Origin of the sequence: Caballeronia sp. GAWG1-5s-s (genome assembly GCF_023631445.1) — a bacterium.
Lineage (GTDB): Bacteria > Pseudomonadota > Gammaproteobacteria > Burkholderiales > Burkholderiaceae > Caballeronia.
This window is the reverse complement of record NZ_JALQDC010000004.1, coordinates 252,240-278,169: the sequence shown is the minus strand read 5'-3', so window position 1 is coordinate 278,169 and position 25,930 is coordinate 252,240. Positions and strand designations below refer to the sequence as shown.

At 64.6% G+C, this 25,930-nt stretch carries 20 protein-coding genes and 1 tRNA gene; 9 read left to right on the top strand and 12 right to left on the bottom strand.

Annotated elements, in window-relative coordinates; translation table 11 throughout:
• Positions 1-80 precede the first annotated feature (80 nt).
• The 4 genes from lon to tig form a co-directional block, all read right to left on the bottom strand.
• Positions 81-2,504, bottom strand: coding sequence for an endopeptidase La (lon, locus tag NCR34_RS07165; protein ID WP_175940279.1), 2,424 nt, complete (start codon positions 2,502-2,504; stop codon positions 81-83).
• A gap of 187 nt (positions 2,505-2,691) precedes the next feature.
• The gene (clpX, locus tag NCR34_RS07160) at positions 2,692-3,963 is read right to left on the bottom strand and encodes an ATP-dependent Clp protease ATP-binding subunit ClpX (protein WP_106855990.1); all 1,272 of its coding nucleotides are present in this window, start codon (positions 3,961-3,963) and stop codon (positions 2,692-2,694) included.
• Between the two features lie 170 nt (positions 3,964-4,133).
• Positions 4,134-4,787, bottom strand: coding sequence for an ATP-dependent Clp endopeptidase proteolytic subunit ClpP (gene clpP / locus NCR34_RS07155; RefSeq protein WP_014191278.1), 654 nt, complete (start codon positions 4,785-4,787; stop codon positions 4,134-4,136).
• Between the two features lie 137 nt (positions 4,788-4,924).
• A complete protein-coding gene (tig, locus tag NCR34_RS07150; RefSeq protein ID WP_248322202.1) occupies positions 4,925-6,271 on the bottom strand; it encodes a trigger factor in 1,347 nt (448 codons plus the stop codon).
• Between the two features lie 441 nt (positions 6,272-6,712).
• Between tig and NCR34_RS07145 the strand changes: the two genes are divergently transcribed.
• Positions 6,713-7,864, top strand: a complete 1,152-nt coding sequence (locus NCR34_RS07145; RefSeq protein WP_250499462.1) for a glycerate kinase — start codon at positions 6,713-6,715, stop codon at positions 7,862-7,864.
• Positions 7,865-8,152: 288 nt separating this feature from the next.
• On the opposite strand, the gene NCR34_RS07140 is transcribed toward NCR34_RS07145, so the two are convergent.
• The 3 genes from NCR34_RS07140 to NCR34_RS07130 all read right to left on the bottom strand — a co-directional run bounded on the left by NCR34_RS07140 (position 8,153) and on the right by NCR34_RS07130 (position 12,472).
• On the bottom strand, positions 8,153-9,568 hold the full coding sequence (locus NCR34_RS07140) for a PepSY-associated TM helix domain-containing protein (protein WP_250499461.1): 1,416 nt from the start codon (positions 9,566-9,568) through the stop codon (positions 8,153-8,155).
• A 42-nt stretch (positions 9,569-9,610) separates the two neighbouring features.
• Entirely contained in the window at positions 9,611-11,953 is a 2,343-nt protein-coding gene (locus NCR34_RS07135) for a TonB-dependent receptor (RefSeq protein ID WP_250499460.1), read from the bottom strand.
• Positions 11,954-12,046: 93 nt separating this feature from the next.
• A complete protein-coding gene (locus tag NCR34_RS07130) occupies positions 12,047-12,472 on the bottom strand; it encodes a DUF2946 domain-containing protein (protein ID WP_250499459.1) in 426 nt (141 codons plus the stop codon).
• 242 nt (positions 12,473-12,714) lie between these two features.
• Here NCR34_RS07130 and NCR34_RS07125 point away from each other — a divergent pair.
• Positions 12,715-12,801, top strand: a tRNA-Leu gene (locus tag NCR34_RS07125).
• 26 nt (positions 12,802-12,827) lie between these two features.
• Here NCR34_RS07125 and NCR34_RS07120 read toward each other — a convergent pair.
• Positions 12,828-13,214: a hypothetical protein gene (locus tag NCR34_RS07120; RefSeq protein ID WP_175940273.1), complete on the bottom strand. Its 387-nt coding sequence runs from the start codon at positions 13,212-13,214 to the stop codon at positions 12,828-12,830.
• A gap of 218 nt (positions 13,215-13,432) precedes the next feature.
• Here NCR34_RS07120 and NCR34_RS07115 point away from each other — a divergent pair, with 218 nt between their 5' ends.
• Entirely contained in the window at positions 13,433-14,275 is an 843-nt protein-coding gene (locus tag NCR34_RS07115; protein ID WP_250499458.1) for a squalene/phytoene synthase family protein, read from the top strand.
• 149 nt (positions 14,276-14,424) lie between these two features.
• Here the strand turns inward: NCR34_RS07115 and NCR34_RS07110 are convergent, their stop codons facing one another.
• A complete protein-coding gene (locus NCR34_RS07110) occupies positions 14,425-15,375 on the bottom strand; it encodes a DUF1501 domain-containing protein (RefSeq protein WP_250499457.1) in 951 nt (316 codons plus the stop codon).
• Positions 15,376-15,395: 20 nt separating this feature from the next.
• Positions 15,396-15,779: a hypothetical protein gene (locus NCR34_RS07105; RefSeq protein ID WP_250499456.1), complete on the bottom strand. Its 384-nt coding sequence runs from the start codon at positions 15,777-15,779 to the stop codon at positions 15,396-15,398.
• Positions 15,780-16,048: 269 nt separating this feature from the next.
• Here NCR34_RS07105 and ompR point away from each other — a divergent pair, with 269 nt between their 5' ends.
• The 4 genes from ompR (at position 16,049) to NCR34_RS07085 (ending at position 19,616) form a co-directional block, all read left to right on the top strand.
• Complete coding sequence (gene ompR / locus NCR34_RS07100) at positions 16,049-16,774, top strand: osmolarity response regulator transcription factor OmpR (RefSeq protein WP_008349770.1); 726 nt, start codon at positions 16,049-16,051, stop codon at positions 16,772-16,774.
• A gap of 84 nt (positions 16,775-16,858) precedes the next feature.
• A complete protein-coding gene (locus NCR34_RS07095) occupies positions 16,859-18,229 on the top strand; it encodes an ATP-binding protein (RefSeq protein ID WP_175940270.1) in 1,371 nt (456 codons plus the stop codon).
• 215 nt (positions 18,230-18,444) lie between these two features.
• A complete protein-coding gene (locus NCR34_RS07090; RefSeq protein WP_175940269.1) occupies positions 18,445-18,993 on the top strand; it encodes a peroxiredoxin in 549 nt (182 codons plus the stop codon).
• A gap of 98 nt (positions 18,994-19,091) precedes the next feature.
• Positions 19,092-19,616, top strand: coding sequence for a carboxymuconolactone decarboxylase family protein (locus tag NCR34_RS07085; protein WP_159836112.1), 525 nt, complete (start codon positions 19,092-19,094; stop codon positions 19,614-19,616).
• 43 nt (positions 19,617-19,659) lie between these two features.
• Here the strand turns inward: NCR34_RS07085 and ispF are convergent, their stop codons facing one another.
• Both ispF and ispD read right to left on the bottom strand, forming a co-directional pair.
• Complete coding sequence (gene ispF, locus NCR34_RS07080; RefSeq protein ID WP_206468103.1) at positions 19,660-20,151, bottom strand: 2-C-methyl-D-erythritol 2,4-cyclodiphosphate synthase; 492 nt, start codon at positions 20,149-20,151, stop codon at positions 19,660-19,662.
• Positions 20,152-20,185: 34 nt separating this feature from the next.
• Entirely contained in the window at positions 20,186-20,845 is a 660-nt protein-coding gene (gene ispD, locus NCR34_RS07075) for a 2-C-methyl-D-erythritol 4-phosphate cytidylyltransferase (RefSeq protein ID WP_250499455.1), read from the bottom strand.
• Between the two features lie 203 nt (positions 20,846-21,048).
• Here ispD and mfd point away from each other — a divergent pair, with 203 nt between their 5' ends.
• Both mfd and argE read left to right on the top strand, forming a co-directional pair.
• Complete coding sequence (gene mfd / locus NCR34_RS07070) at positions 21,049-24,525, top strand: transcription-repair coupling factor (protein ID WP_250499454.1); 3,477 nt, start codon at positions 21,049-21,051, stop codon at positions 24,523-24,525.
• A 137-nt stretch (positions 24,526-24,662) separates the two neighbouring features.
• Positions 24,663-25,904, top strand: a complete 1,242-nt coding sequence (gene argE / locus NCR34_RS07065) for an acetylornithine deacetylase (RefSeq protein ID WP_175940264.1) — start codon at positions 24,663-24,665, stop codon at positions 25,902-25,904.
• Positions 25,905-25,930: the final 26 nt, after the last annotated feature.

The window sequence follows — 25,930 nt, the reverse complement described above, 5'->3', positions numbered from 1 at the left end:
GTGCTCGGGCGACTTAGAAGCGGCTGGCGAAAAAAAACCCGCGGACGAAGCCGCGGGTTTTGATCGATGCCTTGAGACGCTCAGTGTTTCACGACGTCGCCCGTAGCGGGTTGGTCTTTCTGCGCTTCCGCTGCCACCGGGGTCGCTTTCGCTTCCTCTTCCGGCAGCGGTTCGGGCAGACGCTCCAGCGCCAGTTCCAGCACGCGGTCGATCCAGCGAACCGGCACGATCTCGATGGCGTTCTTCACGTTGTCGGGAATGTCGGCCAGATCCTTCGTGTTCTCTTCCGGGATCAGCACGAGCTTGATGCCGCCGCGATGCGCCGCCAGCAGCTTCTCCTTCAACCCGCCGATCGGCAGCACTTCGCCGCGCAGCGTGATCTCGCCGGTCATCGCCACGTCCGCGCGCACCGGAATGCCGGTCAACACGGACACGAGCGCCGTCGTCATCGCGATACCGGCGGACGGACCGTCCTTCGGCGTCGCGCCTTCGGGCACGTGGATGTGGATGTCCTTCTTCTCGAACGACTCATCCGTGATGCCGAGACGCCGCGAGCGCGAGCGCACGACCGAGCGTGCCGCCTCGACGGATTCCTTCATCACGTCGCCGAGCGAACCGGTGCGGATCACGCCGCCCTTGCCAGGCATGACCGCCGCTTCGATCGTGAGCAGATCGCCGCCCACTTCCGTCCACGCGAGACCCGTCACCTGACCGATCTGGTTCTCCTTCGCGGCCAGACCGAAGTCGTACTTGCGCACGCCGAGGAACGTGTCGAGGTTCGAACCGTCCACCTTCACCGCGCCTTCCGCCTTCTTCAGGAGCAGCATCTTCACGACCTTGCGGCAGATCTTCGACACTTCGCGCTCGAGCGAACGCACGCCCGCTTCACGCGTGTAGTAGCGAATGATGTCGCGGATGGCTTGTTCCGCCACCTCGATCTCGCCTTCCTTCAGGCCGTTGTTGCGCTTTTGCTTCGGCAGCAGGTAACGCTGCGCGATGCTGACCTTCTCGTCCTCGGTGTAACCCGAGAGGCGAATCACTTCCATCCGGTCGAGCAGCGGCGGCGGAATGTTCAGCGAGTTCGACGTCGCGACGAACATCACGTCCGACAGGTCGAAGTCCACTTCGATGTAGTGGTCCGCGAACGTATGGTTCTGTTCCGGATCCAGCACTTCGAGCAGCGCGGAAGCCGGATCGCCGCGGAAATCCATGCCCATCTTGTCGACTTCGTCGAGCAGGAAAAGCGGATTGCGCACGCCGACCTTCGCCAGGCTTTGCAAGATCTTGCCCGGCATCGAGCCGATGTACGTGCGACGGTGGCCGCGAATCTCGGACTCGTCATGCACGCCGCCGAGCGCCATGCGCACGAACTTGCGATTCGTCGCGCGGGCGATGGACTGCCCGAGCGAAGTCTTGCCGACGCCCGGAGGCCCGACGAGGCACAGGATCGGCGCTTTCACCTTCTCGACACGTTGCTGAACCGCGAGATATTCGAGAATGCGTTCCTTGACCTTTTCGAGGCCGAAGTGGTCTTCGTCGAGCACGCGTTCGGCGTTCGAGAGGTCGTTGTTGACCTTGCTCTTCTTGCGCCAAGGCAGGCCGATCAGCGTGTCGATGTAGTTGCGCACGACGGTCGCTTCCGCGGACATCGGCGACATCAGCTTCAGCTTCTTGAGCTCGGCGTCGGCCTTCTTCTTGGCTTCCTTCGGCATGCGCGCGGCGGCGATGCGCTTCTCGAGTTCTTCGAGATCCGCGCCCTCTTCGCCTTCGCCCAGTTCCTTCTGGATGGCCTTGACCTGTTCGTTCAGGTAGTACTCGCGCTGGCTCTTTTCCATCTGACGCTTCACGCGCCCACGGATGCGCTTCTCGACCTGCAGAATGTCGATTTCCGCTTCGAGTTGCGCAAGCAGGTGCTCCAGCCGTTCGATGACCGGGAACATCTCGAGGATGTGCTGCTTCTGGTCGAGCTTGAGCGGCAGATGCGCGGCGATGGTGTCAGCGAGACGACCCGCCTCGTCGATACCCGACAGCGATGTTAGGATTTCCGGCGGAATCTTCTTGTTGAGCTTCACGTACTGATCGAACTGCGAGACGATCGCGCGGCGCAGGGCTTCAGTCTCGGCGCTGTCGGCGTGGTCCGGTTCGAGCGGCATCACGTCGCAGGAGAACTGCGTTTCCTGCTCTTCGATCGAGAGCGTTTTCGCGCGCTGCAAGCCTTCGACGAGCACTTTCACGGTGCCGTCCGGCAGCTTCAGCATTTGCAGGATGTTGGCGACACATCCCACTTCGTACATGTCTTTTTCGGTCGGCTCATCTTTCGCCGCCGTTTTCTGGGCGACGAGCATGATGTGCTTGCCGCCTTCCATCGCGGCTTCGAGTGCCTTGATCGACTTGGGCCGCCCAACGAAGAGCGGAATCACCATGTGCGGGAACACGACTACGTCGCGCAGCGGGAGCAGCGGCAACGTGATGCGTTCCTGCGGGAGGAGTTGGGTTCCTGACATTTCATTTCCCCATTAATGGAATCGGTTCGTTCGTAAGTAAGGCCGTTAAGAGCTATTGCAAGCCTTTATCGGAAGGGAAAAGTCGGTAGTCCAAGTTCGTCAGTAACGTCCACAAGATAAACCGAAAAATAAAAACAAAGGCCGTTCACGTCGCCATGAACGGCCTCTCGCCGACACACAGCCCGATTTAGTTCGACCCTGCTACTTTCGGTGCGTCTTCATAGATGAGCAACGGTTTGCCGTCGCCGTCGATGGTGTTGTCATCGACGATCACCTTCGACACGCCCTTCATCGTCGGCAGTTCGTACATCACGTCGAGCAACGCCTGTTCCAGAATCGAGCGCAGCCCGCGCGCGCCGGTCTTGCGGCGAATCGCCTTTTGCGCGATGGCCTGCAGCGCGGCCGGACGAATCTCCAGTTCCACGCGTTCCATGGCGAACAGCTTGTGATACTGCTTCACCAGCGCGTTCTTCGGCTCGATCAGAATCTTCACGAGCGCGGCTTCGTCCAGCTTGCCGAGCGTCGCCACGACGGGCAGACGGCCGATCAGCTCCGGAATCAAACCGAACTTGATCAGATCTTCCGGCTCGACTTCGCGCAGCACTTCGCCGGCGTCGCGATCCTGCTTGCTCTTCACGCTCGCGCCGAAACCGATGCCGGTCTTTTCCGTGCGGTCCGTGATGACCTTCTCCAGACCGTCGAACGCGCCGCCGCAGATGAACAGGATGTTCGTCGTATCGACCTGGATGAAGTCCTGATTCGGGTGCTTGCGCCCGCCTTGCGGCGGCACCGATGCCATGGTGCCTTCGACCAGCTTCAGCAGCGCCTGCTGCACGCCCTCGCCCGACACGTCGCGCGTGATGGACGGGTTGTCCGACTTGCGGCTGATCTTGTCGATTTCATCGATATAGACGATGCCGCGCTGCGCCTTGTCGACTTCGTAGTTGCAGTTCTGCAGCAGCTTCTGAATGATGTTCTCGACGTCTTCGCCGACGTAACCCGCTTCGGTGAGCGTGGTGGCGTCGGCGATCACGAACGGCACGTTCAGCATGCGCGCGAGCGTCTGCGCGAGCAGCGTCTTGCCGGAGCCGGTCGGCCCGATCAGCAGGATGTTGCTCTTCGACAACTCGATGTCGTCCTTCTTGTCGAGGTGCTTGAGCCGCTTGTAATGGTTGTACACGGCCACCGCGAGAATCTTCTTCGCGCGTTCCTGGCCGATCACGTACTGATTCAGGATGTCGCTGATTTCCTGCGGGCTCGGCAGGTCGGACTTGGTCAGCCCGGCCTCTTCCGCCGCGCCGGCCGCTTCATCGCGAATGATCTCGTTGCACAGGTCGATACATTCATCGCAGATGAACACCGACGGGCCGGCAATGAGCTTCTTCACCTCATGCTGGCTCTTTCCGCAGAACGAGCAGTACAGCAGCTTTTCGCTGCTGGAACCTTTTTTGTCCGCCATAAATGTGTAAGCCTCCGGACACTCTTGTTACATGATACGCCCTTCGCTCCGGCCACGCAGATTCGACTCCGCGCGCCTGCCACGAAGGGCGTTTTGGCGTTGCGCCGCATGCGCCATCCGCATTGCCCGGCCCTGTTTAGGGGGCCGGCGCGGCGCCGCTCCGGACGCCTTCAGGGACGCTTGTGCAGCACCTGGTCGACGATGCCGTAGGCTTGCGCGTCGTCGCCGGACATGAAGTTGTCGCGATCCGTGTCGCGCGCGATGCGCTCGACCGGCTGACCCGTGTGATGCGACAGCAACTGGTTCAGACGTTCCTTCAGGTACAGGATTTCCCGCGCCTGAATTTCGATGTCCGACGCCTGGCCGCGTGCGCCGCCGAGCGGCTGGTGAATCATCACGCGTGCGTTGGGCAGCGCGACGCGCTTACCCTTCGCGCCCGACGCCAGCAGGAACGCGCCCATGCTGGCAGCAAGCCCCATGCACAGCGTGGAGACGTCCGGCTTCACGAACTGCATGGTGTCGTAGATCGCCATGCCGGCCGACACCGAGCCGCCCGGGCTGTTGATGTACAGGCTGATGTCCTTGTCGGGATTCTCGCTTTCCAGGAACAGCAACTGGGCGACGACGAGATTCGCCGACTGGTCGTTGACCTCGCCGACGAGGAACACCACGCGCTCCTTCAGGAGCCGGGAATAGATGTCATAGGCACGTTCGCCACGGCCGCTCGTTTCCACGACCATCGGGACGAGGCCGAGCGCCTGGGCTTCGAAGTCCCGCGGAGCGTGGGACGCCAACGTATCGAGCAATTCAGCGCGAAAGGTCATGCAATTTCCTTGTTCGGAATAGGGATACTGATCGACGAAGGAACATCAAAAGAACGGCACGTGCATGCACAACTTTAATGCAAAAAAGGCGTGCGGGCCGCCCTCCGACGACCCCGCACGCCCCTTGGCTTTCCGCGTCAGGCTTGCGCCGTTGCGCTGGCCAGTTCCTCGAAGCTGACTTCCTTGTCGGTCACCTTGGCCTTGCCGAGCACGAATTCGACGACGTTGCTTTCCACGACGTACGCTTCCATTTCGGCGAGGCGCTGCTGGTTCGAATAATACCAGCGGACGACTTCCTTCGGGTCTTCGTAGCTTTTCGCGAATTCGTCCACTTCAGCGCGGATCTGTTCGGGCTTCGCCTGCAGGTCGTTCGCCTTCACCAGCTCGGCCAGCACGAGGCCCAGCTTGACGCGGCGCTCGGCTTGCTCGGCGAACATTTCCGCCGGAATCGGCGCGTCCGCTGCGTTCGGCACGCCGCGCTGCTGCAGGTCCTGACGGGCCATTTCCACCAGGCGCTGCTGATCCTGCTCGATCAGCGCCTTCGGCACGTCCAGCTCCGAAATCTTCAGGAGCGCGTCCATGACCTGGTTCTTCACGATCTGCTGCGTGCGGCGCTTGGCTTCGCGTTCCAGGTTGTCCTTGATCTCGGCGCGCATCTTCGTGAGATCGCCGTCTTCGATGCCCAGCGACTTCGCGAATTCCGCGTCCACTGCCGGCATATGGGGCCATTCGACCTTTTTCACAGTGATCGTGAATTGCGCCGTCTTGCCCGCCACTTCCTTTCCGTGGTAGTCCTCGGGGAACTTCAGGTCGAATTCGCGCGTTTCGCCGACCTTCAGGCCGGTCGCGGCTTGTTCGAACTCCGGCAGCATGCGGCCTTCGCCGAGCACGAACGCGAAATCCTGCGCGCTGCCGCCTTCGAATTCCACGCCGTCGAGCTTGCCGACGAAGTCGAGCGTCACGCGATCGCCGTTCTGCGCCGCGGTGTCCGCGCCGCCGTCGCCGTGCTCGCCGCCTTCGCCGCGCGGGTGGAAATGCACGCGCTGCTTGCGCAGGATTTCGAGCGTGCGGTCGACTTCGGCTTCCGAAATGGTGGTGACGGTGCGCTCGATTTCAGCGGTGGCGACATCGCCCAGCTTCACTTCCGGATAGACCTCGAAGGTCGCGTCGAACGCGTACGCGTCGGCGGCCGGCTCGGCCTTCGGCGCGAAGCTCGGCTGGCCCGCGACGCGCAGGTTTTCCGCGCGCGTGACATCGAAGAACTCCTTGCCGACCTTGTCGCTCAGCACTTCGGCCTCGACCTGGCCGCCGTACTGCTGCGTCACCATCTTGAGCGGCACCTTGCCCGGGCGGAAGCCCGGCATGCGCACGTTCTTGGCCAACTGACGGATGCGCGAATCCACTTCCTTCTGCACCGAGTCTTTCGGCAGGGAAATGGTCAGGCGGCGTTCGAGCTTGCCGAGGTTTTCAACTACGTTAGCCATGGCTTCAATCGTCCTAGAGTAATTCGGTGTTCGTTCGGTGGTCGGTTCTTCCGCGGTTCTAAAGGCGCGGGTCCGGTGAGCTTGCCGGCGCTCGCCACTTCGACGCCCGATTCGCGAAAGCGCGCGTCATGCGCGTTTCGAAGACGCCCGGACCGTCGCCGAGCGAGTCAGCCAACAGAGCCCAGCATTTTAGCAAACAAATCAGGCCGGCCTGCTTGCGTGAACGCGCGTGAAGCGTTTCTCGGGCGTTTTTGGCGGATTTAGGGCGCGGATACGGCGTAAATCCCCGTTTTCCGGACGGTCGCGGCCGCGCACAATTCCCGCTATCGCAGCCGCGCTATTTTGCCGGACACGGCGCGCTGCTAAGCTTGCCGCGCGTCGTTGACCCAATCTGCGCGCAGTTGTCCGACGCCGCGCTTCAAACAGAACATTCGAGACACCATGCCTACTACGTCCGCCACGCCCGCTCCCGTTGTCGTCATCGCGCCCGATTCGTTCAAGGGATCGCTCTCTGCGCAAGGCGTCGCGGACGCGATCGCGGAAGGCTTCAGGCGGGCGCGGCCCGACGCGGAAATCCGCATTCGCCCGATGGCCGATGGCGGCGAAGGCACCCTCGACGCGATGCTCGCGGCCGGCGGCGAGCGCCGCATGCTCAACGTGCGCGGCGCGGCGGCGGCACGTCGCGACGCCGCGACGGGACTGCTCGCCGACGGCAGCGCGATGATTGAGACGGCGGAAGTCGTCGGCATCACGGACCCGGACGGCATGGCCGTGCCCGTCACGGAACGCAGCACGCTCGGCATGGGCGAGGCGATTCGCGCGCTGTTCGACTCCGGCGCGCGCCGGTTCTTCGTCGCGCTCGGCGGCAGCAGCACGAACGACGGCGGCGCCGGGCTGCTCGTCGGCCTCGGCGTGAAGCTCTTCGACGCCGACGGCAACGAACTCGCGCCGGTGCCGTCGTCGCTCAGCAAGATCGCGCGGGTCGACGCATCGGGGCTCGATCCGCGCGTGAAGGAAGCGGAGTTCGTCGGCATGTCGGATGTCGATAATCCGCTCACCGGCGAGCACGGCGCGACCGCCGTCTTCGGGCCGCAAAAAGGCGTGACGCCCGAGCAGATCGCCACCATCGACGCCGCCCTCGCCCATTTCGCGGACCGGCTCGAACCGGCGATGGGTCTCGTGAAACGAAACGAGCCGGGCGCGGGCGCGGCGGGCGGTCTCGGCTTCGCGCTTCACATGCTGGGCGCGCGCTTCGAGACCGGCGCGGAAGTCGTCGCGCGCGAGATCGGTCTGGACGCGGCGCTGGAAGGCGCGAACTGGCTGATCACGGGCGAAGGCCGCTCCGACGTGCAGACGCTGCACGGCAAGGCGCCCTTCATCGCGTGCAAGCATGCGCGGGCGTCGGGCGTGCCGGCGTCGCTGCTCTCCGGCGCGATCGATCCGGCCGCGCTGCCGCGCCTCTCGGAATTTTTCAGCGGATGCTTCTCGCCCGCGCCCGGCCCGATCACGCTGGATGTCGCGATTCGCGACGCCGCGCGTCTGCTCGCCAACGAAGCGGAGCAATTGACGCGCTTTAAGTTCGGCGTCGCATAAGAGAAGGCCGCCATCAGGTTTGCGCTGACCCCGCCCCGACTCTCGTTCGATGTCGCCATTCGCGACGCCGCGCGCCTGTTCGCCAACGAAGCGGTGCAACTGACGCGCTTGAGATTCGGCGTCGCATGAGGAAGAGGCGGCGCTAGATTCGCGCCTGTGCCCGCGCCCCGATTCTCGCCCGCGCCGGGCTCCATCACGCTCGACGTCGCGATTCGCGACGCCGCGCGTCTGCTCGCCAAACGAAGCGGAGCAACTGACGCGCTTGAAGTTCGGTGCCGCGCAATAGCGTCAGCCTTGCGCTCGTGCCCGCGCGCCGAACGCGAGGCGGTCGAGGCACCAGACCGCTAGCATCGTCAGCCCCATCAACGGGAAAACCGCGCCGACGAGCGCGAGGCCGGCGCGCCACGCGCGCATCGGCGGGCGTGTTGCGGGCCGCGACGGCGCGCCGAGCGTGCGCGACGGACGGCGCTTGAACCACATCACGAAGCCGGTCACCGAAAGCGCGGCCAGCCCGAGCGAGATCGCCGAACACGCGATCTGATTCGCGAGGCCGAAATAGCGCCCCATGTGCAAGGACGTGCCATACGAGATGAAGCGCGCGACCGTGCCGTAGGTGCCGTACGAGATGTCGGAGAGCACGCGGCCGCTGTACTGGTCGATGTGCAGCGTGCGTTCCGAGCGGGGATCGGCGGGGAAATACGACACCGTGTAGACGCCCTTCCGCGACGTGGGCAGCGCGATCCCGTAGTCGCTCGTCACGCCCTGTTTCGCGGCGAGCGCAATCACATCGTCGAGCGAAAGCCTCGCCGCCGCCGACGCCTTCGCGGTCTGCGGCACGTCCGTCGCGCCGACGGCCCACGGCGTCTGATGCAGCGGGAGATCGTCCATTTTCATCGGCATGGCGTGCATCGCGTGATCGGCCGGCACGCTCGAATGGACGTGCGCCTCGCCCCACGCCCCTTTCGGATAGCCGAGCGATGCGGACGTCGCCAGCGCCTTGAACTGCTTGCCCCACGATCCGGACCACGGCAGTCCGCTCAACACGAAGAAAAGCGCGCCGATAGCGAGCCACACGCCGCCTACCGCGTGCAGATCGCGCCACCACGCGCGGCCTTCGAGCGTAAGACGCGGCAGCCACACGCCGCCCGCGCGACGGCCCGCGCCGCTCCACGGCCACCATAGCGCGACGCCCGTGCCGATCATCACGAGCGTCCAACATCCCGCGAGTTCCATTGCGAGTTCGCCGGTCTTGCCGAGCATGAGCCCGCGATGCAGATTGCGGATCTGCTTCATCAGCCGATGCTCGACGGAGAGCGTGCCGAGCACCGCGCCGTCGTACGGATTCACGTACACGCTCTCGCTCTCGCCCGACGGCAGGCGGAACACGAATTCGGCGCTGCGCGTGCGACGCGTGTCGATCTGGGCGAGCGTCGGCACCGCGCCGCGCGGCTCGTGAGCGACGGCTTTGGCGAGCAGCGCATCGGTGGAAAGACGCGGACCGTGCGTATCGGCGACAACCATGCGGTCGCGGTACAGCATCGGCTCGATCTGCGGCTGAAAGCAATACAGCGTGCCCGTGATGGCGAGCACGACGAGAAGCGGCATCACGAAGAGGCCGGCATAGAAGTGCCAGCGCCACAGCGTGCGGCGCTCGGCAATGGCGTCGCCCTGCGTCGAAGCGGGCGTGAAGGGTTGTGCTTGCATGACGTGTCCTTTTGGAATCGAACGAATGCGAATGAATGAAGATCAGATGCCGATGCGTCCTTCGACATAGAACGTGCGTCCCGCATACGGGTGGAACACGTAGTAGCGGCGATCGAACAGGTTGTCGACGCCGATGCCCAGTTCCGTGCGCTTGGTCGGCTTGTAGGAGAACTTGGCATCGACGACGGCGTAGGTGCTCGTGCCGCCATACGTGTCCGGATTGACGTCCGTGTTGGTGAGCGTGTTGTACTGGCGTCCCGAATAACGCACCGCGAGCGTCGCGGCGGTTTTCGCGTTCGCGCGATAGGTCGCCACCGCGTTCGCCCGCCACAGCGGAATGCGATAGAAGTACTTGCCCACGGACGCCGGATTGCCGCTGTTCGCGAGAATCTTCGACTGCGTGTACGCGACGTTGGCGGCGAGATCGAGTCCGCGCAACCACACGTCCTGCCCTTCGTAGCTCGCTTCGGCGCCGCGCGAACGCACCTTGTCGATGTTCTGAAAGTTGGTGACGTTCGGGATGACGGTCGTGTTCGTCTGACTCAGGATGGTGTTCTTTACGTCGTCCTGAAAGAGCGTGAAGCGGTACATACCGTTGCCGTGCGCCCATTCCGCGGTCAGTTCTTTCGAAAGATCGTCTTCGGGCTGCACGTTCGGATTGCTGTTGACGATCGACACGCCGTTGATTTGCCCCTGGAACAGCTCGCCGACAGTCGGAAAGCGGTACGCCCGCCCGATGGATGCCCGCAACGTCAAATCGTTGGTGGCGTCGAAAGAAAGCGACGCCTTCGGCGACCAGTGGCTCTGGCTCGCATTGCCGTAATCGAGCGATGTCGCGCCGACGGCCCGCGTGCCGTCATAGGCGTTCCAGTCCTCGTAACGCACGCCGTAGGTGAACGCCCAGCGCGGCAGGAAGCGAAACGCGTCCTGCGCATAGACCGCTTGCGTGCGCGTGCGCCCGCCGAACGCGTTGGCGAACGAGATGCCCGCGCCATCGCGCCATGCGGCCGTGTTCGAGCTCACGTTGTCGAGAAAGTAGTTGTCGTAGTGATAGCCGAAAGACAGCGCATGCGCGGCCATTCCCGAGCGCACGGTCGGCGTCCAGCTCGTGCGCAAGTCCAGCGATTTCCAACCCGATCCGGAGCCGTCCGTGAGCGTGCCGGGGCCGTCGCCGGGCACGCCGGAACTCGCCGTACGCGCGATGCTCTGCGTGATGTCGAAGTACGACGCGATTGCTTCCGCGTTCCAGCCGGTGTCGTGGTGCGTGCGCAGCGTGAGGCCGTAGAGAAAGTTTTCGCTCGATCCCATGCTCGGCGCGAACGTCGCGGCGGGAATCGTGTATTCGAACCCGCCGATGTTCACGCGCCCGCTATACACCGGGTTGCCGGCCGCGTCGCGCAGGAAGGTCGTCGTATCGCTGTTGTATTTCTGATGCCAGTAACCGAGCGTGAAGCCGGCTTGCAGCGTGTTCGTGATGTCGTAGGCGAGCTTCACGCGCAACTGGTCCTGAAACGTGCGCTCGATGCCTTCCGACGACGTGCCGAGCACCGCCGTGCGCGCGCCGTTCTGATCGGTGTAGAACGTCGCGCCGGTCACGGGCCGGTCGGCGGCGGTGGCGGGCGTCTTCGACTGCGCGAGCGTCGCGAATTGCAGCGGCTGCCCGGTGTTTTCCAGATGATCGACGCCGATCAGAAACGACAGCTTGCCGATGCGGTCGCCGACGGTCGCGGTCGTGTTCGTGCCGTTGAAGCTGCGGTTGATGCCGAAGAGGTCGAAGTGCTGCGTGAAGGCCTGCACTTTCGCGTCGGCTTCGAACTGCGTCGGCATGCGCGTCGTGATCGCGACGGTAGCGCCGATCGAGTTGCCCGGATAGAGCGCCGAGTAAGGACCGTAGACGACGTCCGTGCGCGCGATGTCGTCGGCGAAGACCATCGACCAGCGCGGCGCGAACGTGAACGTGTTACCGAGGAAATTGCTGAGCAGAAGGCCGTCGGCATACACGAGGCCGCGCGCCGTTTGCGCGTTGCTCGTGCCGCGCACGGCGATCGGCGCGTTCACGTCGCCGATGAAGCGCTTGCGCACGGCCATGTCCGGCGCGTACTTGAGCACGTCTTCTGGCGTGACGACGTTCCAGTACTGTGACTCGTCTGCCGTGACGGTCGCGACGCTCGCGGGCAGGTTCGGATCGAGCGGCGATTTCAGGGACGCTGACTGCGCGGTCACCATTACCGGCGCGAGCGTGGTCTCGGTATCGGAAGCGGCCGGGGCTGCCGGCGTGGCCGGCCATGCAGCATGAGCGAAGAAGGATAGCGGCAATGCGGCGTGCAAGGACGCGACGGCGCGACGGCGCGCGTGTCGGCGCGCTCGCGGGAGGAGCGTGAACATAGGGAGTTCCTGAATGAGCTGACGAGCGAGCGCGCGCGTCGCCGGGCGCTCAGGCGCCTGACGAACAACGAAGCGATCGAACGGAGAACGGCTTCAGGAAACGACGGGCGGCGCGCGCGCAGACGCGGCGTTGAACGACTTCGAGCGGGCGGCGTCGACCGCCGCGACGGGCGCCGCGCGCGTGACGCGCTCGACAGGCGTGACTGCATCCGCCGCCGCCGAAGCGACCGGCAGATGATGCGCGAGCAGCCCGCAATACGCGCAGGCGTCGAAGTGGCTTGCGGCGTCGTGATGGCCGGCGTGCTCGTCGGCGTCTACATGCGCGGCATGGTGATCAGCGTGCTCGCCGCCTTGCGCGAAGAAGCTCGCTAGCGTACTGACGGTACAGAGCGGCGCCTCGGGATCGAGTGCCGCGTTGCGCGCGGCGATGCTCTGACTGATGACCGGCGCGACAATGGCGAGCCACATGGCGGCGATGCCGAGCCATGCGACGAAGCGATTGCGCGCGTTGCGGGTCATTGGGAGCGAGAAAGCGAAACGGAAAGATTGAGCGAGATTCTAGGCAGACGCCTGCCTCGCCGCAATGCTGAAGCCCCTATCGCCACCATGGCGCGGCGACCCATGCAGTCGTCACGCAAATTCCCAGACATCGCCTGACGAATGCGTTAGAATGCCCGGCTTGGCACAGTGGACCGGTGCCGGACACGGGGGGTGTCAAGTGCGGCAGGATTCAATCCGCTGCCTCGCACAGCCCCCGTGCTGCGAGGATGGCGAAATTGGTAGACGCACCAGGTTTAGGTCCTGACGCCCGCAAGGGTGTGGGGGTTCGAGTCCCCCTCCTCGCACCACTCCCCTCACCGCTCGTTCAGAGCGGCTACAGCGCGATGTCGCTCAGTTCGACCATCATCACTTCGCCCTTCTCTTGCGATCGTCCCGCGAAGTCCACGCCCGTCTGATTCATCAGCTTCCTGATTTCTTCCGGCACGCGCTCGCTGGCACGCGCGGCGGCAATCGGCCGGTCCAGGTTCGATAGAAACTGGCGCACGCTCGACGGCGGCAAGTACACGAAAACGTTGAGCGGATACGACGCTTTCGCGTCCGCCCGACGCGCCGCCGTGATATGCAGCCCGGGCGTCGGCGAGACGCTCATCTGACGCGGGCATACCCGAAAATCGAAGCCGAGGCCCGTGGCCACGCTCCTCACGATGAGCGGCAGGCACTTGTCGCCGAATTGTTTGGTTTCCGTTTTGCTGAGCGGCATGGCGGCTGTCTCCGTTGGTCTCGCGCGTGTGCGTGTTTCGCGCAGTGTTGCGCGGGCCGTTCGGCGCGTCGGTGGGTCGGCGCACACGCGCAGGCAGCGCGGCGCGGGCGGCTGCGAAAGCCGCGCCGGGATAAAATGAGCGCCCGTCTCGCTCGACGCGCGGCGAACCGCGAGCCCAGAACAACCTATTCGCCTTCCCCACCACAAGCTTCCCGTCCGTGAATTTCGACGACTATTGCCAGCAAAAGGCCGCTCCCGAAGGCTCAGGCACGTACTACGCGCTGCGCCGGGCTCCGGCCGCGCGTCAGCCGCTTCTCACCGCCCTCTATGCGCTGTATCGCGAACTGGAGGAAACGGTGAAGGAGACGAGCGATCCGACCATCGGCCGCACCAAGCACGTGTGGTGGCAGAGCGAACTCGAGCGCCTCTATCTCGGCGAGCCGACGCATCCGGTCACGAAGGCGCTGCAGGCTCACGCCGACGGAAGCGGCCTGCTCGACGAAGAAGGCCGCGCGTCGCTGTCGATGCTCGTCGACGGCTTCTCGATGGACCTCGACCAGGCGCGCTATCTGGACTGGCCCGGCCTGCGGCGCTATCTGGACCAGACGGGCGGCGCGTTCGCGACCGCCGTCGCGTGTGCCACCGCGAGTCCGCCCGCGCGCGGGGACGTGTCGTCGTGGGCCGCGCCGGTCGGCTCGGCGCTGCTGCTCGCCGAACGCGTGCAGGAAATCGGCGACGATGCGCGCAACGGCCGCGTCTACGTGCCCATCGACGAATTGCAGCGGTTCAATGTCACGGCGGCGGATATCATCAACCGCAAGTACAGCGACGCTTTCACAGAACTCATGCGCTTTCAGACCGAGCGCGCGCGCCGCTCGCTCGACGAAGCGGTTGCCGCCATTCCGCCCGCCGAGCGTGCCTCGCAGCGCGTGTTGCGGGCACAGGCGGCGTTGTCGCTGGCCCGCTTCGATGAAATCGAGCGCGAAGGCTTCAAGGTGTTGCACCAGCGCATTACGCTCACGCCGATCCGCAAGCTCTGGATCACGTGGCGCACGCGGTAAGCGCGAGGCTCATGCGCGCGTGATCGGCAACTGCACCGACAGCCGCCCGACAACCATGGCGCACATAGTGAGCATGGATCTAACACGCGGATAATCGGCAGCGGCGCGAACAGCCGCTCAAAAACTAGCGCACGCGCTAAGCCCGAACCTCACGCGCGCATGACCGGCAGCGGCGCGAACGGCCGCCCGAGCACATCGGCGGCGTTCGCGTTCCAGCATGCATCGAGCGCGGTGGCGCACAGCCGTCTGAAGTCGACAGCGGCCGTCAGCCCGCCGTCCGCGTCGAGAGCGTCGAGTCGCGGCGCTTCGCCGAAAACCCCGCCGCGCACGGCGCCGCCCAGCACGAACTGCGGCGCGGCCGCGCCATGATCGGTGCCGCGCGTGTCGTTCTCGCGCGCCGATCGTCCGAACTCCGAACGAGTCATCACGAGCGTGTTGCGCCAGTCGCCTGTCGCGAGCAACGCGGCCCGCAGCGAAGCGACGCCGTCCGCGAACTGCGCGAGCAGCGCCGCATGTCGCGCCGCCTGATGCTGGTGCGTGTCGAAGCCATCGAGCGTGAGTCGGATCAGGGTGACGCAGCTCTGCGCGCGATTCGCCGCGATGACGCGCGCAGCCGCCTCGCAGGATGTGGTGAAGGATTGCGGATCGAACGGCGCGCTTGCCGGATGAACCATCGCGGTTTGCGGCGCTTGCACGCGCGCGAGCCACGCATCGCGGCGATATTCGTCCGCCTCGGATGCCGTGTGCCAGATCTGCTGCGCGCGATAGTGCGAGCGGTTCGGCCGCGCATAACCGACACCCTGCACGATGGCGCATTCGCCCGCATGCCACGCGGGCATCAGAGCACGCAGCGACGGATGCAGACCGGTGCGCTCGTCGATGCGCAACGCGTGATCCCGCGAAATGGCGAGCGTCGGCCGCAGCGCGTAGTAGCGCGGATCGGCGATCGGAATGACCGTGTTGAGTCCGTCGTTGCCGCCGTTGAAGTCGACGACAACGAGCGCTCTCGTCAACGAGCGACGCGCTTCGGATGCGCGGCAGAGCGCGACCGGTTGTACTGCGGCGACGCTTGCGATCGACAGGAACTCACGTCGGTTCATCGCGTTCGTCCCTGTGTGAATCAGCGTTTGTACAGATCCCGCACGGCCTCTTCGATGTGCTGACGCAAGAGGCGCCGCTCGTCGGCCGTCATGACGGTGTGGCGCGGCGGCCGCGCGGGCGGAGTGTCTTCGACTTGCTGCACGGGTTGCAGCGCGGCGGGCTTGCCGTCGCGCTCGCGCTTGTTCGAGCCTTTGCCGGTGCGATCCTGGGCGCGGATCATGCGGCCGTCGTAGCGACCGGCGGGCATGTGCACGGAGCGGTCGAACTCGTTCGAGGATTGCGAGGGAGACGAAGACGACGACGCAGCGAAGCGGGAAGATTGCGCATAGGCATGCTGTGCGCTCAGTACAGCGTACAGCGCACTAGCCACTAACGTCTTTCTGAAAATGCGCTCGGTGCGCACAGGTCCGCGCCGCCGCGCTCCCTTCATGTTGTTCCCTTCGTTGCTCGACAACCGGACAGCCTCATTCTTTTCATGCGTCTCACGCGGCCTGGTCGCGCCGCACGGGGCCGCTGGTCTAATGGAGTATCTACCGAATGGCGGGCTTAGGTAAAGCAGTGTACGCAGAGAAGTCAGGGGCCGTGCCACAGGTCCCGTAAATTTTGTAACTAACTGTTACACTCGCTTTTGTTACAAACTCGGCGTTTGAACAAACGCGCTAAGATGCCGCCATGGAAACCAAAAATCCTTCGAAAATTCTGGTAGTCGATGACGATCCGCGCCTGCGTGATCTGCTTCGGCGTTATCTCGGCGAGCAGGGCTTCAACGTGTATGTCGCGGAAAACGCCCCGTCGATGAATAAGCTATGGGTGCGCGAGCGTTTCGACCTGCTCGTGCTGGACCTCATGCTGCCCGGCGAAGACGGCCTTTCCATCTGCCGCCGTCTGCGCGGCAGCAACGACCGCACGCCCATCATCATGCTCACGGCGAAGGGCGAAGACGTGGACCGCATCGTCGGTCTGGAAATGGGCGCGGACGACTATCTGCCGAAGCCCTTCAATCCGCGTGAACTCGTCGCGCGCATTCATGCCGTACTGCGGCGTCAGACGCCCTCGGAGTTGCCCGGCGCGCCGTCCGAGACGACGGAAGTATTCGAGTTCGGCGAATTCGCGCTGAATCTTGCCACGCGCACGCTGACCAAGAACGGCCAGGAAATTCCGCTGACCACCGGCGAATTCTCAGTGCTCAAGGTATTCGCGCGTCATCCGCGCCAGCCGCTGTCGCGCGAAAAGCTGATGGAACTCGCGCGCGGCCGTGAATACGAAGTGTTCGATCGCAGCCTCGACGTGCAGATTTCGCGTCTGCGCAAGCTGATCGAGCCGGATCCGAGCAGCCCGCGCTTCATTCAGACGGTGTGGGGTCTCGGCTACGTCTTCATTCCTGACGGCGCAGCCTAAAGCACGTCGCGCCGCCTAGTCCCACGCACTTCAAGCGAGTCCGATACGCTTTATCCCCTTCACCGAGCGGAACCCGATAGACCCATGCGCATCGACAGGCGGCTACTGGCGCTTGCGTTCGGCGGCCTGTTCTGGCGAACTTTCGCGCTGATCGCGCTGCTCATCGCGGTCAGCCTCACCGCCTGGTTTCAGAGCTTTCGCGTGATCGAACGCGAGCCGCGCGCGCAGCGCGTGGCGCTTCAGCTCGTCGCTGTCGTGAAGCTCACGCGCACCGCCCTTCTCTATTCCGATCCCGATCTGCGCCGCGCGCTGCTGCAGGACCTGGAAAGCAACGAAGGCGTGCGCGTGTATCCGCGCGAGACCACGGACAAGTACAAGCTCCAGCCGGACGAATCGCTCAACCGGCTGATCGAGCGCGACGTGCGCGGGCGGCTCGGCAACGACACCATCATCGCGCAGTCGGTCAACGACATTCCGGGCGTCTGGATCAGCTTCAAGATCGACGACGACGACTACTGGGTGGCGCTCGACCGCGATCAACTCGACACCGTGACGGGCCTGCAATGGGCCGGCTGGGGCGTGTTCGCGCTCGCGCTGTCGCTCTTCGGCGCGGCGTTCATCACGAGTCTCGTGAACCGGCCGTTCGCGCGGCTCGCGCTCGCGGCGCGCAAGGTCGGTTCCGGACAGTCGCCCGAGCCGTTGCCGGAACGCGGCATGGGCGTCGCGGCCGAGACCAACCGCAGCTTCAACCAGATGGTGCAGGACCTCGAACAGCTCGAAGCGGACCGCGCGCTGATGCTCGCCGGCATCTCGCACGACCTGCGCACGCCGCTCGCGCGCCTGCGGCTCGAAACGGAAATGAGTCCGTCGGACGAAGCGACCAAGCTCGCGATGATCGACGACATCGAGCAGATGGACATGATCATCGGGCGCTTCCTGGACTACGCGCGGCCGATGCAGCGCATGCCCGAAGCCGTCGATCTCTCGATGATCGCGAGCGAACTCGCCGCGCGCTTCCAGGCGGACGAAGGCGTCGTGATGCGCACGGACCTCGCGCCGGGCGCGGTCATCGAGGGCGATCCGACGGATGCGCGGCGCGTCGTCGGCAATCTGCTCGAAAACGCGCGGAAGTATGGCCGCAGCGAACGCGACGATATTGCGCGCATCACGCTGCAAACGCGCGTGGCGCACGGGCGCGTCGAGCTGTCCGTGATGGACGAAGGTCTCGGCATCCCCGACGATCAGGTGGCGCTCATCACGCGGCCCTTCTATCGCGTCGATGCGGCGCGCACGCAGGCCAACGGCACGGGCCTCGGCATGGCGATCGTGCAGCGGCTCGTCACGCGCCAGCGCGGCGCGCTCAGGCTGCGCAATCGCACGCCGCTGCCGGGCTTTGAAGTGACCATCGACTTTCCGCAGATGAAGGGCGCGCGCTTCGACGGCCCGCGCGACTAGCCCACGTATTCACCTGCGCGTTCAACCCCGCGACTCGCTCGCACGTTCGAAAAAAGCTATCTGCGTCATTGGGCAAACCTTTTGAAGCGGTTCTGCCGTGGGGTTATGATGATCCGGTTCGACGCGCGGCATTCGTGGCCATGCTGTCATGCGCGCGTTACCGCTTTCCGGTAGTTTGGCTTGAGTTGTCCTTTCAACGAACACAGGAGCGTTGCATGAAGACCGTTGGCGATAAAGTCGAAGCATTCACCGTCACCGCTGCAAAACCCGGCTTCAACAACCACGAGGAAAACGGCCAGTCCGCCTTCGAGGAAATCACCGAGCAGTCGTTTCCGGGCAAGTGGAAGATCATCTACTTCTATCCGAAGGACTTCACGTTCGTGTGCCCGACCGAAATCGTCGAGTTCGGCAAGCTCGCGAAGGACTTCGAAGACCGCGACGCCGTGCTGATGGGCGGCAGCGTCGACAACGAATTCGTCAAGCTCGCATGGCGCCGCGAGCACAAGGACCTGAACAAGCTGAACCACTACTCGTTCGGCGACGTAAAGGGCGAACTGATCGATCAGCTCGGCGTGCGCGACAAGGAAGCGGGCGTCGCGTTGCGCGCCACGTTCATCGTCGATCCGGACAACGTCATTCAGCACGTGTCGGTCAATAACCTGAACGTGGGCCGCAATCCGGAAGAAGTGCTACGCATTCTGGACGGCCTGCAAACCGACGAGCTCTGTCCGTGCAACCGCGCGGTCGGCGGCGCGACGCTCTGACCCTGCTGGCGCTCGAGCGCATGCGTGAGCCCGCCTTCTTTCGAGTGCAAGCTCGGGAGCCGGCGGGCTTTTTCAACGCCATCGAATAGGAGAAATCAATGGAATTCCTGTCGTCGATCAAGGAGCTGGTTCCCGATTATGCGAAAGACATTCGCCTGAACGTCGACGGCACGATCGCCCGTTCGTCGCTGGAAGGCAATGACGCGGTGGGCGTCGCGCTCGCTGCGGCCTACGCGGCCAAGGCGACGAAGCTCGTATCGATCATCCGCAATGCCGGCGTGCTCTCGCCCGAAGAGACGAATGCGGCCCTCACCGCCGCGGCGCTGATGGGCATGAACAACGTCTGGTATCCGTATCTGGAGATGGCCGACAACGCCGACCTGAAGACGCAGCCCGCCGGGCTACGCATGAACGCGTACGCGTCGCACGGCGGCGTGGACAAGCGGCGCTTCGAGATGTACGCGCTTGCGGCGTCGATCATCGGCAAGTGCCACTTCTGCGTGAAGTCGCACTACGAGAACCTCGTGACCGAGGGCATGTCGACGACGCAACTGCGCGATGTCGGCCGCATCGCCGCAGTGATCGGCGCGGTGGCGCTTACGATCGAAGCCGAGGGAAAGTAACGCGCTGAGAGACGCCACGTCGTTCGAACGTGGCGTCGCTCGCTCAATGATCGATCGACGTGCGCCGCAGCAGCACGGCCGCCTGCGCCTCGATGCCTTCCTTGCGGCCGAGATAGCCGAGCTTCTCGTTGGTCTTCGCCTTCACGTTGACGCGATCGACCGGAAGATCGAGGTCGGCGGCGATGTTCTCGCGCATCGCCTCGATATGCGGACTCAGCTTCGGCGCTTGAGCGATCACCGTGCTGTCCACGTTCGCAATCGCGAAGCCCGCCTCCGACACGCGCTTGGCCGCCTCGCGCAGCAGCACGCGGCTGTTCGCGCCGGCAAATTCGGTGGCCGTATCCGGAAAATGCCGGCCGATATCGCCGAGCGCCGCTGCGCCGAACAACGCGTCGGTGATCGCGTGCAGCAGCACGTCGGCATCCGAATGGCCGAGCAGCCCGCGTTCATACGGGATCGTCACGCCGCCGATGATGAGCTCGCGCCCTTCGACGAGCTGATGCACGTCGTACCCCTGTCCGATTCTGAAATCCATCGATGCCACCTAGCAGTAGAGAGTGAGCGGTCCGTCAGGCGCGCGCCGAGAGGATCGCGCTGGCGAGACCGAAGTCTTCCGGATAAGTCACCTTGAAGTTGCGCAGGCTGCCCTGCACGAGCTTCGGCGAGTGGCCGAGCCATTCGATGGCGCTGGCTTCGTCCGTCAGATCGTGGCCGTCGCGGCGCGCACGATCGATCGCTTCGCGCAACATGCCGAGCCGGAACATCTGCGGCGTCTGCGCCTGCCACAAGCCGTCGCGCGACTCGGTCCGCGCGATGCGCGCGCCGCCTGCCGGCGCATCGGGCATGGTCGGTGCGACGCGCTTCAACGTATCCGCGACCGGCAGCGCGAGAATGCCGCCGACGGGATCGTCGCGCACTTCGGTGACGAGCTTGCGAATCAGCTCGGGCGTGATGCCGGGGCGCGCGGCGTCGTGCACGAGCACCCAGTCGTCGTCGCGCGCGCCGAAATCCGCGAGCGCGACGAGGCCGTTATAAACGGACGCCTGCCGCGACGCCCCGCCCCGCCGCTGCACCACGAAGCGCAGGCCGGCGAAGCGGCGCGCGTCGAAATGATGATCGTCCGGTGCGAGCACGACGAGTGTCTGCGAGAATTCGGGGCACGCGTCGAATGCGGCGAGCGTGTAGCCGAGCATCGGCCGTCCCGCGACCGTCTGGTATTGCTTGGGCATCGGCGCGCCGGAGCGGCTGCCGGTTCCGGCGCAGGGAATGAGCGCGAAAAGACGCGCAGTGGTAGACAGGGCGGCGGGCGAAGTCACGAGAAAATCATGTGGCCAAGTCAAAGTGAAGCCCGGATTTTATAATAGGTCCTCCGCGACCACGTCCGGCGCGCGCCTTTTAAGTGGCAGCGCGCGGGCGGTTCAATGCACACCTTATGTCTTCGAAAGCCGTCAACGCGCAGTCCACTTCCCCCATCGCGCTCGTCAAGGCAGGTCAGCGTTTCGTCTTCGACGGCGCTTCCGGCTCCGCCGATGCGCTCGCCATCGCGCGTTACCTCGCGGCGCATCGCGAGGCGGTGCCGCTTCTGACGGTGGTCTGCGCGAGCGCCGTCGACGCCCAGCGCCTCGCGGCCGAGTTGCCCTACTTCGCGCCGGACGCCCGCGTGCGCCTGTTACCCGACTGGGAAACGCTGCCCTACGACACCTTCTCGCCGCATCAGGACCTCGTCTCCGAGCGGCTCGCGACGCTGCACGATCTCGGCGAAGGACGCTGCGACATTCTCATCGTGCCGGCGACGACGGCGCTGTATCGCATGCCGCCCGCGTCCTTTCTCGCGGCCTACACGTTCTCGTTCACGCAAGGCGAGCGTCTCGACGAGGCCAAGCTCAAGGCGCAATTGACGCTCGCGGGCTACGAGCACGTGAGCCAGGTCGTGCGGCCGGGCGAATACTGCGTGCGCGGCTCGCTGATCGACCTGTATCCGATGGGCTCGCCGCTGCCGTATCGCATCGACCTGTTCGACGATCAAGTGGACTCGATTCGCGCGTTCGATCCCGACACGCAGCGCAGTCTTTATCCGGTGCGCGACGTGCGCCTCTTGCCGGGCCGCGAGTTTCCGTTCGACGAAGCCGCGCGCACCGCGTTTCGCAGCCGCTGGCGCGAAGTGTTCGAGGGCGATCCGAGCCGCTCGCAGATCTACAAGGACATCGGCAACGGCGTGCCGTCGGCGGGCATCGAATACTATCTGCCGCTCTTCTTCGATGACACCGCGACGCTCTTTCACTATCTGCCGCAGGGCTCGCAACTCGCGTTCATCGGGGATCTCGACGCCGCGATCAAGCGCTTCACGCACGACACGAAGCAGCGTTACGAATTCCTCTCGCACGACCGCGAGCGTCCGCTCTTGGAGCCGCGCCGACTCTTTCTCACGGACGACGACTTCTTCACGTTCGCCAAACCGTTCGCGCAACTGAAGTTTCCGTCAACGCCCGAAGGCGGCTGGGCCGTGCCGCTGCCGGGCCTTGCCATCGACCGTCACGCGGACGAGCCGCTGCTCGCGCTGCGTCACTATCTGGAGCAGACACCCAACCGCGTGATGCTCGTCGCGGAATCGGCGGGCCGGCGCGAGACCATTCAGCAATTGCTCGCGGACAACGGCTTGCGCGGCGAGTTGCACGACACCTTCCAGGAATGGCTCACGAGCGACGCGAAGTTCACGCTCGGCATCGCGCCGCTCGCGAACGGTTTTGCGCTGCCAGCCGAAGAGCTCGCGATCATCACGGAGACCGAACTGTACGGGCCGCTCGCGCGCCGCGCCGGGCGGCGGCGTCAGGAACAAGCGAGCAACGTCGATTCGATGGTGCGCGACCTCGCCGAGCTCAAAGTGGGCGATCCGGTCGTGCACGCGCAGCATGGCATCGGCCGATACATGGGGCTCGTGTCGATGGACCTCGGCGAAGGCGAGACCGAGTTTCTGCACCTCGAATACCAGAACGAATCGAAGCTGTACGTGCCGGTCGCGCAGTTGCATGTGATCTCGCGCTACAGCGGCGCGGACCCGGAAAGCGCGCCGCTTCACACGCTCGGCTCCGGCCAGTGGGAGAAGGCCAAGCGCAAAGCCGCGCAGCAGATTCGCGATACCGCCGCCGAGTTGCTGAACCTGTACGCCCGCCGCGCCGCGCGCGAAGGCTTCGCGTTCAAGCTCGATCCGCGCGACTATACGAAGTTCGCGGAGAGCTTCGGCTTCGAGGAAACGCCCGATCAGGCGGCGGCGATCGCATCGGTGATCGCGGACATGACGAGCGGCAAGCCGATGGACCGCCTCGTGTGCGGCGACGTCGGCTTCGGCAAGACGGAAGTCGCGCTGCGCGCCGCGTTCATCGCGGTGATGGCGGGCAAGCAGGTGGCGATTCTTTCGCCGACGACGCTGCTCGCCGAACAGCACACGCAGACCTTCACGGACCGCTTCGCGGACTGGCCGGTGCGCATCGCGGAGCTGTCGCGCTTCAAGAGCACGAAGGAAGTGTCGCAGTCGGTGCAGCAGATCAACGAAGGCTCGGTCGATATCGTGATCGGCACGCACAAGCTCCTGTCGAGCGATGTGAAGTTCAAGCGGCTCGGGCTCGTCATCATCGACGAGGAACACCGCTTCGGCGTGCGACAAAAAGAGGCGCTCAAGGCGCTGCGCGCCGAAGTCGACGTGCTCACGCTGACTGCCACGCCGATTCCGCGCACGCTCGGCATGGCGCTCGAAGGCCTGCGCGATTTTTCGGTGATCGCGACCGCGCCGCAGAAGCGTCTCGCGATCAAGACCTTCGTGCGTCGCGAGGAAGACGGCGTGATCCGCGAGGCGATGTTGCGCGAACTCAAGCGCGGCGGCCAGGTGTACTTCCTGCACAACGAAGTGGAGACGATCGAAAACCGCCGCGCGATGCTGGAGGCGCTCGTGCCCGAAGCGCGCATCGCGGTTGCGCACGGGCAGATGCACGAGCGCGAGCTCGAACGCGTGATGCGCGATTTCGTCGGCCAGCGCGCGAACGTGTTGCTGTGCACGACGATCATCGAAACGGGCATCGACGTGCCGAGCGCGAACACGATCATCATGCATCGCGCGGACAAGTTCGGGCTTGCGCAGTTGCATCAGTTGCGCGGGCGCGTCGGGCGCTCGCATCATCAGGCGTATGCGTATTTGCTCGTGCATGATCCGCAGTCGCTGACGAAGCAGGCGCAGCGCCGGCTCGAAGCCATCCAGCAGATGGAGGAACTCGGCTCCGGCTTCTATCTCGCGATGCACGACCTCGAAATTCGCGGTACCGGCGAAGTGCTCGGCGACAAGCAATCGGGCGAGATTCACGAGATCGGCTTCCAGCTTTACACCGACATGCTCAACGACGCGGTGCGCGCGCTGAAGGACGGTCGCGAGCCGGACCTCAACGCGCCGCTCGCCGCGACGACCGAGATCAATCTGCACGCGCCGGCCATTCTGCCCGCCGATTACTGCGGCGACGTGCAGGAGCGTTTGTCGCTCTACAAGCGGCTTGCAAACTGCGAATCGAGCGATGCGATCGACGGCATTCTCGAAGAACTCGTCGACCGATTCGGCAAGCTGCCGCCGCAGGCGCATGCGCTTGTCGAGACGCATCGGCTGCGATTGGCCGCGAAGCCGCTCGGTATTTCGAAGATCGATGCGGCGGAGCTTTCCATCGCGTTGCAGTTCGTGCCGAATCCGCCCGTCGATGCGATGAAGATCATCGAGATGGTGCAGAAGAACAAGCACATCAAGCTTGCGGGGCAGGACAAGCTGCGTATCGAGACGCGTAGTCCGGATCTGGCGGTGCGGATTGCTACGGTGAAGGAGACGTTGCGGGCGTTGGGTGGGCCGGTGAGGAAGCCTGTTGCGGCGGTGCGGTAAAGGCTTCGCGGGTTTTTGAACGCCTGCGGGAAGGCGGCTATCCGAGGTATGATCGAAGCCTACCCGCCGCATCCCAACTGCATGCGATCAGAGCAAAGACGCTCTGCGTCCGCACACTGGTCGACAGGAGTCGAAAAATGTCATACGTCGCTGATCCGGCGCATTCCGAAGCTTCTTCACCGTCCAGCAAGGGGCAAGCGTCGTCGCCCCAATCCCTGCCGTGGATCGAACGGCTCATTTCCTTCGACACGGTAAGCCGCAACCCGAACCTCGGCCTGATCGAAACCGTCCGCGACGACCTACGCAAATCGGGCATCGAAGCCGTCATCACGACCGACCCGCGCGGCCAGTGGGCGAATCTCTTCGCGACCGTGCCCGCGCACGACGGCGAGACCAACGGCGGCATCGTGCTGTCGGGTCATACCGATGTCGTGCCGGTCGACGGCCAGGACTGGACAAGCGATCCGTTCAAGCCGGAAGTCCGCGACGGCCTGCTCTACGGCCGCGGCGCGTGCGACATGAAAGGCTTCATCGGCGCCGCGCTCGCAATGCTGCCAGTCATGCAGTCGACCAAGCTCGCCAAGCCCATCCACTTCGCGCTTTCCTATGACGAAGAAATCGGCTGCGCAGGCGCGCCGCTGATGATCGAAGACCTCAAGAAGCGCGGCGTGCGTCCGGACGGCTGCATCGTCGGCGAACCGACGTCCATGCGCCCGATCATCGCGCACAAGGGCATCAACGCGTTCCGCTGCTGCGTGCGCGGCGCGGCGGCGCATTCGTCGCTGACGCCGAAGGGCCTCAACGCCATCGAATATGCGGCGCGCCTGATCTGCTTCATCCGCGATGTCGCCGACGAATTCCGCGCGAAAGGCCCGTTCGACGAACTGTACGACGTGCCCTTCACCACCGCGCAGACGAGCACCATCAAGGGCGGCAACGCGCTGAACACCGTGCCCGCCGAATGCAGCTTCGACTTCGAATTCCGCAATCTCCCGACGATGGACCCGGAAGCGATCTTCGCGCGCATCGAGTCGTACACGCGCGAGACGCTCGTGCCGAAGATGCAGAAGGAGCACGCGAACGGCGCGATCGAGTTCTCGAAGATCGCGTCGGCGCCGGGGCTCGATGCCACTGAACAGGCCGCCATCACGCAACTCGTGCGCGCGCTCACCGGCAACCAGGAGAAGCGCAAGGTCGCGTACGGCACCGAGGCGGGACTCTTCGCGCTCGCGGGCGTGCCGAGCATCGTGTGCGGGCCGGGCAACATCGAGCAGGCGCACAAGGCGAACGAGTACGTGTCGCTCGAACAACTCGCCGCTTGCGAAGCGTTCCTCGGCAAGTTCATTCACAGCATGTCGGTCGACGCGCAGGCGCGCTGATCGGTCCATCGGAAAACGCATTGCAC